This is a genomic window from Clostridium sp. Cult1 (genome assembly GCF_021655095.1).
Classification (GTDB): domain Bacteria; phylum Bacillota; class Clostridia; order Tissierellales; family Tepidimicrobiaceae; genus Schnuerera.
This window is the reverse complement of record NZ_PPXW01000001.1, coordinates 2,593,458-2,602,342: the sequence shown is the minus strand read 5'-3', so window position 1 is coordinate 2,602,342 and position 8,885 is coordinate 2,593,458. Positions and strand designations below refer to the sequence as shown.

Here is an 8,885-nt window from a genome sequence, read left to right as displayed (position 1 = left end):
AATACGACTATTATAGATAAAATTAATGACAACAACCCTATAATTGGTTTATAAACAGATAGAGTTATCTTATTTATAAATATTAAAACTATAAAAACTTATATCTTCAGCCAATTTATGTAGCATCTTTACCCTCCATAAAATTTAACTTTATTTACTAAAAATATACCATATTTAATCTTAAATTTATTCAATATGGTACGAATGGTAGGAAAAACGGTACGAATAGCAAAAATAAAAGCTAGATTTTTAAAAATCTACCTTTTTAAAATAAACTAACCCCTTAATTCATTAAGTATTTTTACCTTATTCATAGTTTTATCATCTTTTTCTTTTATAATTCTAGCAGGAATACCTGCTACAACACTGCCAGCAGGTACATCTTTTGTGACTACTGAACCTGCTGCAACTACTGCATTTTTTTCTATTTTAACTCCTTCCAATATTACTGCATTTGCACCTATAACTACACCATCTTCAACTGTTACAGGAGCTTTGCTAGGTGGTTCTAAGACTCCAGCTATTACTGCACCTGCACCTATGTGGACATTCTTACCTATAATTCCTCTAGCACCAATTACTGCATTCATATCTATCATTGAGTTTTCACCAATTTCAGCTCCTATATTTATCACTGCTCCCATCATAATAACTGCATTTTTTTCTATTTTAACTCTATCTCTAATAATTGCACCTGGTTCGATTCTTGCTTGAATGTTTTCCATTTTTAATAGAGGTATAGCTGAGTTTCTCCTATCTTGTTCTACATAATAATTCTCTATACTATCCTTATGCTTATTTAATATAGAAAAAATTACATCATACTCTCCTATGAGGATTCTAAAGTTACTGTTGCCAAAATCTAAAACATCACCAAAATTCATTTCATCTATTTTCCCTTTAATATATACTTTAACGGGAGTTGACTTTTTAGCATTTTTAATAAATTTTGCAATCTCATATGGATCAGTTAGATCTATACTATTATTGGTTTTTCTTTGTCCATTGTCCATTAATTGATCAACCCTTTCCTTATAATCCAATTTAAATATCATATACTTTATATTATTATGCAATAGATTTAATATTTGTTATCTTTTATCTAGTAATTATAAGGTAAATACTTTTGTATAATTGGAATTGTTTTATATACTTTACTCAAATCCAACTTTGCTTTAGTTGATTATAAAAATATTTATCTCAATTAGATTTTTTGCTGTTTGTAGTATCCCATATTTAATCTAACATTTACGCAAAACAAAACCCCTATTCCTAAGAATAGAGGTTTTTGCTTACTCAACTGTAATTATCTCTCCAATGCTTTGAAGCCCATATCCTCCCAATGCTTCTACTCTTCGTTTAAATTCATCAGATTTTAAAGTTTTTATAAATTCTTTAATTCTCTCATCTTCAAGTAATTCAAAGGGTACTAGAAAGTCATAGTCTTCATAGGCTACGTCAATAAAATCTAAATCCAGAGCTTTAGCTGCTGAATATATGCCTAATCCTGTAGTAGCAGATCCTGTTTTAACTGCTGTGGCTACTGCCATATGGGTAGTCATCTCCCTATCATACCCTTTTATAGTTGTTGGATCAATACTTTCTTTATTCAAATGATAATCTAAAAGTATCCTAGTTCCTGCACCCCTTTGTCTATTTACATATATAACATCTTCTCTTATTAAGTCTGAAAAATCCTTTATGCCTTTAAGATTTCCTTTTTCTACTATAAAACCTTGATGCCTTTTGACCCCTTTTATAATAGCCATCTTTTGTCCCGGAAAATACTTTTTTACATAGGATATATTATATTCACCCGTCTCCATATCCAATAGATGGATTGGGGCAATATGGCATTCTCCCCTTTTCATTGATAGGATCCCACCCATGCTCCCTACATGACCAGAGGTTAACTTCATCATATCCCCTATAATATCCATTATTATATCATGGCTACCAATGGAAACTAAGGTCTCCTTAATTTGATTTAATGGCTTAAGCAATCTTACATTTATAATACCTCCCGCATCTATTCCTTCTAAAGATTGAGGTATTATAGCTATACCATCAGCCTTTACCAAACTCATGGTAACTCCTGCTCCGCTAGATAAAGGGGTTGCAATTAACTTATCATTTACATATCCTAAATTAACCCTTACTAACTCTCTGTTTTTTAAGGAAGATGTTATTTTCTTCGATATAATTGCATTTACAAAGGTATCCTTTTCTTCTTTTAGTCCAATATATTTTAATATTAAAGATGTAACGAAAGTTTCAAATACCAAATAAGCAGACACAGGATATCCAGGAATACCGATTACTGGTTTTCCTTTTATTATCCCTAGAATCGTAGGTTTCCCTGGTTTTAATGCAACACCATGGATTACTACTTCTCCCAATTCCTCTATTATATTTACTGTATAATCCTTAGATCCAGCAGAAGAACCTGCACCAATTATTAGAATATCATTTTCTTCTACCCCTTTCAAAACCGCCTTTTTGAGTTTTTCATAGTCATCTTCTATAGGGCTATATCTATTAGGTATGCCACCATCTTCAATAACTAATGCTTCAAATACCCTAGAATTTGAATCTATTATCTTTCCAGTTTCAAGTTTCTTAATGTCTTCTATTATTTCCGTTCCAGTTGGAAGGATTCCTATTCTAGGCTTTTTATATACTTTTACTTTTTCTATACCTCCAGATATTAAAGCACCTATATCTATAGGTCTAACTTTATGTTTAGAAGGTACTACCATCTCCGTGGCCACTATGTCTTCTCCAATGGGTCTTATATGTTGCCAGGGGTGGGCTGATTTTAATATTTGTATCTTTCCCTTTTCAAGTTCTATTACATCTTCTATCATTATTACTGCATCATAAGGGGCTACTACTGGGTTCCCTGTATTTATGTATATAAAATCCTTCCCTTCTTCTAATGTTTTAGGGTTTACTTCTGTTGCACCTAGAGTATTAGTAGATTCAACTAAAATTCCATCCATTGCTGCAGCATTGTAGTTTGGAGAAGACACTTTTGCATATACGGCTTCAAAGGTTACCCTATCTAAGGAGTTTACTACATCTATTTCTTCCCATTGAGGTTTTATATTTAACTTATCATAGTATACTTTCTTAGCTTCCTCTACATCTATATTGTCTATATAGATATTTCTTTTACTTTTGTCCATTTTAACACCTCTTTATTTCAATATACAATTCATAATGTACAATTTTCACAACAAATATACTTCCCTTTCTTCTCCCTTATATATTCCTTCTTCATGTGGTTTAATTATTATATATCCATCAGAGTTTGATAATAAAGTAATCATACCAGATTTACCAAAACTAGGAGTAGCATATATTTTACTATCCCTATTTTGCAATTTTACCATTTGATAAGTCTCTCGCCCTGGTGATGAAGGAAAGTTGAAATCCATTATAACCTTGGTTTTTAATTTATAATCTATAACTCCCATCTTTTTGTAAATATACTCCTCTACAATAGCTTTAAAAACTATAATAGAAGATACAGGATGGCCTGGAAGACCAACTATCAATTTACCCTTACCTTCTCCTAAAATTGTTGGTTTCCCTGGTTTTATAGAAATTCCGTGAACAAATACTCCCTTACCATTAAAAGAGTCTATTACTTTACCAGTATAATCTCTAGTTCCTACAGAACTTCCTCCAGAAATCAGTACAATATCTGAAATAGCAATAGCTTTTTCCACTTCTTTTCTTAAAAGCTCATAATCATCCTTTATAATAGTTTTTCCAGTAATTTTTCCTCCTAGCTTAACTATAGTAGAATAAAGAGTATAGCTATTTATATCCCTAATTTTACCTAGTTCTAATTCTTCATCTAAATCTATTATTTCATCTCCCGTTGAAATTATATAGAACTTAGGTTTTTTATATACTTTAACCTTAGATATACCTAAAGCAGCTAATACTCCTACTACTTCAGGACTTATCCTTCTCCCTTTTTTTAGTACAATTTCACCTTTCTTTATATCGTCACCTTTTAAAACAATATTTTCATTGAAAGATATAGGTTTATATACCATAAGGTTTTCTTCATCTAATTTTTCAGTATACTCTACCATTACCATTCCATCTGCTCCCTCAGGAATCATTCCTCCAGTTGGAACATACATAGTCTCTCCAGATTTTATGCTACTTTTAGGAGTTTCTCCCATCTTAACTTCTCCCAAAATATTAAATAGACTTGGCACCGATTCACTGGCCCCTTGGCTATCTTTAAACTTAATTGCATAGCCATCTACGGTAGAACGGTCAAACTCTGGTACATTAATACCAGAGTATATGCTTTCTGCCAAAATTCTATCTGTCGCTTCTAGTATAGATATTTCTTCTATTTTAAATTCATATCCTTTAAAATTTTCCATAATTTTATCCCTTGCTTCTTGGACTGATACTACATCAAAAAAATCCATATTAATGACCTACCTTTCCAGATTTTAAATAAATAATATTATGACATAATCTTTTAGATTGCTCTATATTATGGGTAACTATAAGTACAGTCCCCTTAGTTTCCTTATTAAATCTTAGTATTTCCCTTTCCATTATCCTTATAGATTCTGGGTCTATATTAGATGTAGGTTCGTCTAAAAATAACAAATCAGGTTTAAAAACCAATGCTCTTGCTAAGCTAACTTTCTGAGATTCTCCTCCAGATAAAAGATGGCCTTTCTTATCTTTAAGTTCTTCTATTTCAAACCTTTCCATAATCTTTATTACTTCTTCTTTCCTTTTATCCTTGTTTATACCCCTTACCTTTAAAGGATATTCTATATTTTCATATACTTTCCGTCTAAACAAGTAGGGCTTTTGAGCCACTAAAGTCATCTTCTTATAGGTATCCCTGTCTAATAACTTTCCATCATACTTTATAATACCAGAAAAATCCTTATCCAAACCAGATAAAATGTTCAACAAAGTGGTTTTCCCAGAACCATTAGGACCTATTAATCCTGTTATCTTTCCTCTTTCAATCTTCAAGTCTCCTATATCTAAAATTTGCTTTTCAAAATAATTTTTTTTTAAATCAAGAATAGATAATTCCATACTAATCCTCTCCGCTATATGAATAGATTAAAGTATTTATGACAAAAGAAATGATAAGTAAGACTAAACCTAAAGCAATAGCCATAGGATAATCCCCCATAGAATTCATCATGGATATGGTAGTGGTAATAACTCTCGTCCGATTTTTAATATTACCTCCCACTATCATAACTGCTCCTACTTCCGATATAGCCCTAGAAAAGGCAGTAACTATATTGACTATTAAATCCACTTTAAGTTCTTTCATTATCAATATTATAATATCCCTTTTGCTGGCTCCTAGGGTTATCCCTATTTTTTCTATTTCCTTTCCCCTATTCTTCGAAATGCTATAGGTAAGCCCTAAAATCAACGGTGTTACTAACAAAACTTGCGCTATTACCATTGCTTTTGGAGTATATAGAAGATCAAATTTCCCAAAAGGGCCTCTCCTTGAAAGTAAAATAGCAACAACTAATCCCACAATAACTGAGGGAATACTCATAAAAGTATATAAAATCCGTGAAAAAGCTTTTTTCCCTTGAAAATCTTTTATCCCTAAATGTATTCCTAATGGGATACAGATTAAAGAAGCTATTACAGTAGCTGCAGTAGAAACAAACAGGGATAATGTTATTATACCGTATACTTCCTTATCAAAACCTATTAATAACCTAATGGCTTCTTTAAATCCTTCTGCTATATAGTCTATAATGATCACCACCTATAGTTTAAAGCTGCATATTTTATCAACTGAATAAAATATGCAGCTTTAACTTCATATATTAATTATTTTTATTAATTATTTTGCATTTGGCACAAATAGAGGCATACCAAATTCGTCTACCCCAAATCCTTCAATTAAGTTTTGTGTTTCATCGGATAATAACCAGTCCATAAATATTTGAGCTCCTTCTTCATTAATTCTATCCTTCACTTTGTCATCAAATTTTTCTGGGTTTACTGGTATTATACCATATTGGTTGAATAGATTCTCGTCTCCTTCTATTATTATATCTAAATCTAATGTATCTTTCATGCTTAGATAAGTAGCTCTATCAGTAATAGTATATCCTTGCTTTTCATCTGTAATCTTTAAAACATCTCCCATGCCAGATCCTGCCTCTAAATACCATTCTCCAGCTGGTTCAATTTCCGCTTCCTTCCATATGGAAAGCTCTTTTTTATGTGTCCCCGAGTCATCCCCTCTGGATACAAAAATGCTTTCATTTTCAGCAATAGTTTTTAATCCTCCTAATATATTATTTGGAGAATTCTCCTTTAATTTTAACGGATCATCTTTTGGCCCTATAAGGATAAAATCATTATACATTACGTCTTTTCTTTCCTTTCCATAGCCTTCTGCTACAAACTCTTCCTCAGATTCTTTAGCATGAACCAAAAGGATATCTGCATCTCCATCTCTTCCCATCTGTAAGGCCTTACCTGTTCCTACGGCTACAACATCTACTTCTATACCAGTTTCTTCCTCAAATACTGGCAATATATAGTCTAAAAGTCCACTATCTTGAGTACTGGTAGTTGTTGATAATATTATTCTACCACCTGTCTTATCTTCTAAATTATTATCTTCTACTTTATCAGTATTTTCTTCAGGCTCTCCTAAATCTTGCTCATCATTCTTTGGTGTACAGCCTACTAAAATTGTAAAAATGAGTAAAATACTTAAGGATAATGCTAAAAGTCTTTTCACAAAACCATCTCCTTCATTTTTCAGTTTGCTATTTGTTAATTTTGTCCAAATAAAAACAGTCCTAGAAAGGACTGTTAAAAAACCATAAGTAATTTATGGTTTTATAATCTTCCTTTCCAAACACGGGAGGTATAGGGATTTCTCCTTATACCCAGCGGCTTATTTTTCATGGCATAAAGCTTTAGAAAATTAAGCTCGGAAAATTTGTGTAAATATTCATTTTTTGTCCTCTGGCAAATCCAATAAGGGTAATACCCAGTTCTTCTGCCAACTCTATCGATAAACTAGTAGGAGCAGACCTAGAAACTATTACTGGAACCTGCCGTTTGGCAGATTTTATAAGGATTTCAGATGATATTCTACCACTAGTTAATATTATCTTGTCCTTAGTATCAATTCCTTCTAGTAAAGCTTTTCCAAATATTTTATCTAGGGCATTATGTCTTCCTATATCTTCTTCAAATAAAATTATATCATTAGCACTACATAATGCACAACTATGGACCCCACCTGTATTCAAGAAAAGCTCTGATTTTTTATTAAACTTACTTATAAGCCTTTTTATATTTGCTACTTCTATGGACAAAGGTTCTTTTATCCTTTTGGATTTAAAGGAGTCCAATACATTATAAAATAGAGTTCCTTTTCCACAACCTGAAGTAATGGTCCTCTTTCCCCTAAGTTTTTCATTAAATTGGTTTATATTTTTAAGATAAATATAACCTATGCCCTTATCCTCATCTAACCTAATTCTGTCTATATCTGAAAGAGAAGATATGAATTCTTCTGAAAAAAGAAAACCTACCATTAATTCTTTGAGAGAATTAGGACTACATAGTAATGTTATTACCTCTTCATCGTTTACAAATATGGTGAAGGGGTATTCCAATATTACTACATCCTCTTCTTCTTTGAATTCCTCACCCTTTATCCTGAGGATATCAACCCTTTTAATAGTATCCATCTTACCAACCTCAATTTTGACTATTGATTATTTTTAAATAGTCATTTAATTCTTCTTTAGTATTTAAATTCAAAAACATATCCCAATTAGGACTAAATTCTCTAGCTTTTTCTTCTTCTATATAATAAACAGATAGTTTAGATAGTAAAGAATTCACGGATCTTCTATTATAAGATAGGTGTTCTTCTATGTTTTCTATCATACCCTTAGAGTAAAATGCATTAAAGGGTTCTATCCATTCTCCAAATCTAGTTATACATGCTTTTACCTTTAATTCCTTTAATTCTTCTTTCATATATTCAATATAATCTAGGTTAATATTCGGCATATCGCAGGCTACAAAGTAAGCATATTGGCTGGAAGATGCTTTTAACCCAGCGTGGATTCCTGAAAGAGGACCTTTTCCTATTATTATATCTTTAGTTATTTTATCTGGAAATCCTAGATAGTATTCTGATTTGTTAGTTACTACTATTATTTCATCAAAATTTTTATTTAATTTCCTTCTTAGATTATCTATAAGCCTTCTCTCATTTATCTTTAATAATTGCTTATCAAAACCCATCCGAGTGCTTTTTCCACCTGCAAGTATGACAGCTGTACCAAATTTTTTCATATTTTCACCTACCTAGCACAATCGCCAGTTTGGCCTGTTAGTATTTCTAAACCATGGTGAAGACTACCCATTATATATTCTAAGGATTCTTTGACTGCCTTAGGACTTCCAGGAAGATTTATTATCAAAGTTTCTCCCCTTATTCCTGAAACTGCTCTAGATAGCATTGCACGTGAGGTAATGCCAAGGCTATAGTATCTAATAGCCTCAGCTATACCGTTGGCCATCCTATCACAGGCTTTAATAGTAGCTTCAGGAGTTACATCTTTTGTACTAAATCCAGTTCCTCCTGTAGTTAGGATTAAATCTACTTTTAATTCATCAGCCATATATATCATCTCATCTAAAAGGGTTTTTTCATCATCAGGAAGAATTATAGACTTTTCAACCTTATATCCTTTTGACTCTACTATCTCCCTAATAGTCTTTCCACTAATGTCTTCCCTTTCTCCTATAGAACCTTTATCACTAGCAGTAATTATCCCAACCCTAAACATAATTTCAACTCCCCAATTTCT

Annotated in this window: 9 protein-coding genes and 1 riboswitch; all 9 genes read right to left on the bottom strand. The window is 31.9% G+C overall.

All coding sequences use genetic code 11. From position 1 onward, the window contains the following. Nucleotides 1-275: 275 nt before the first annotated feature. The 9 genes from dapD to C3E89_RS13125 all read right to left on the bottom strand — a co-directional run bounded on the left by dapD (nucleotide 276) and on the right by C3E89_RS13125 (nucleotide 8,864). On the bottom strand, nucleotides 276-1,013 hold the full coding sequence (dapD, locus tag C3E89_RS13165) for a 2,3,4,5-tetrahydropyridine-2,6-dicarboxylate N-acetyltransferase (RefSeq protein WP_236913397.1): 738 nt from the start codon (nucleotides 1,011-1,013) through the stop codon (nucleotides 276-278). A 279-nt stretch (nucleotides 1,014-1,292) separates the two neighbouring features. Continuing rightward, nucleotides 1,293-3,188 carry a molybdopterin biosynthesis protein gene (locus C3E89_RS13160; protein ID WP_236913396.1) on the bottom strand — a complete coding sequence of 632 codons (1,896 nt, stop codon included), beginning with the start codon at nucleotides 3,186-3,188 and terminating at the stop codon, nucleotides 1,293-1,295. Nucleotides 3,189-3,233: 45 nt separating this feature from the next. Continuing rightward, nucleotides 3,234-4,460 (bottom strand): molybdopterin molybdotransferase MoeA, encoded by a 1,227-nt coding sequence (locus tag C3E89_RS13155; protein WP_236913395.1) that lies wholly within the window; start codon nucleotides 4,458-4,460, stop codon nucleotides 3,234-3,236. 1 nt (nucleotide 4,461) lies between these two features. Further along, nucleotides 4,462-5,094 carry an ABC transporter ATP-binding protein gene (locus tag C3E89_RS13150; protein ID WP_236913394.1) on the bottom strand — a complete coding sequence of 211 codons (633 nt, stop codon included), beginning with the start codon at nucleotides 5,092-5,094 and terminating at the stop codon, nucleotides 4,462-4,464. A gap of 1 nt (nucleotide 5,095) precedes the next feature. Then, entirely contained in the window at nucleotides 5,096-5,797 is a 702-nt protein-coding gene (locus tag C3E89_RS13145; RefSeq protein ID WP_236913393.1) for an ABC transporter permease, read from the bottom strand. Between the two features lie 78 nt (nucleotides 5,798-5,875). Next, nucleotides 5,876-6,787: a substrate-binding domain-containing protein gene (locus C3E89_RS13140; RefSeq protein WP_236913392.1), complete on the bottom strand. Its 912-nt coding sequence runs from the start codon at nucleotides 6,785-6,787 to the stop codon at nucleotides 5,876-5,878. Nucleotides 6,788-6,880: 93 nt separating this feature from the next. Further along, a riboswitch (molybdenum cofactor riboswitch) is annotated at nucleotides 6,881-7,000 on the bottom strand. After that, the gene (gene fdhD, locus C3E89_RS13135; RefSeq protein WP_236913391.1) at nucleotides 6,969-7,751 is read right to left on the bottom strand and encodes a formate dehydrogenase accessory sulfurtransferase FdhD; all 783 of its coding nucleotides are present in this window, start codon (nucleotides 7,749-7,751) and stop codon (nucleotides 6,969-6,971) included. Its footprint overlaps the riboswitch before it by 32 nt. Before the next feature lie 10 nt (nucleotides 7,752-7,761). Further along, entirely contained in the window at nucleotides 7,762-8,367 is a 606-nt protein-coding gene (gene mobA / locus C3E89_RS13130; RefSeq protein ID WP_236913390.1) for a molybdenum cofactor guanylyltransferase, read from the bottom strand. A gap of 8 nt (nucleotides 8,368-8,375) precedes the next feature. Continuing rightward, entirely contained in the window at nucleotides 8,376-8,864 is a 489-nt protein-coding gene (locus C3E89_RS13125) for a MogA/MoaB family molybdenum cofactor biosynthesis protein (RefSeq protein ID WP_236913490.1), read from the bottom strand. Between the last annotated feature and the right edge of the window lie 21 nt (nucleotides 8,865-8,885).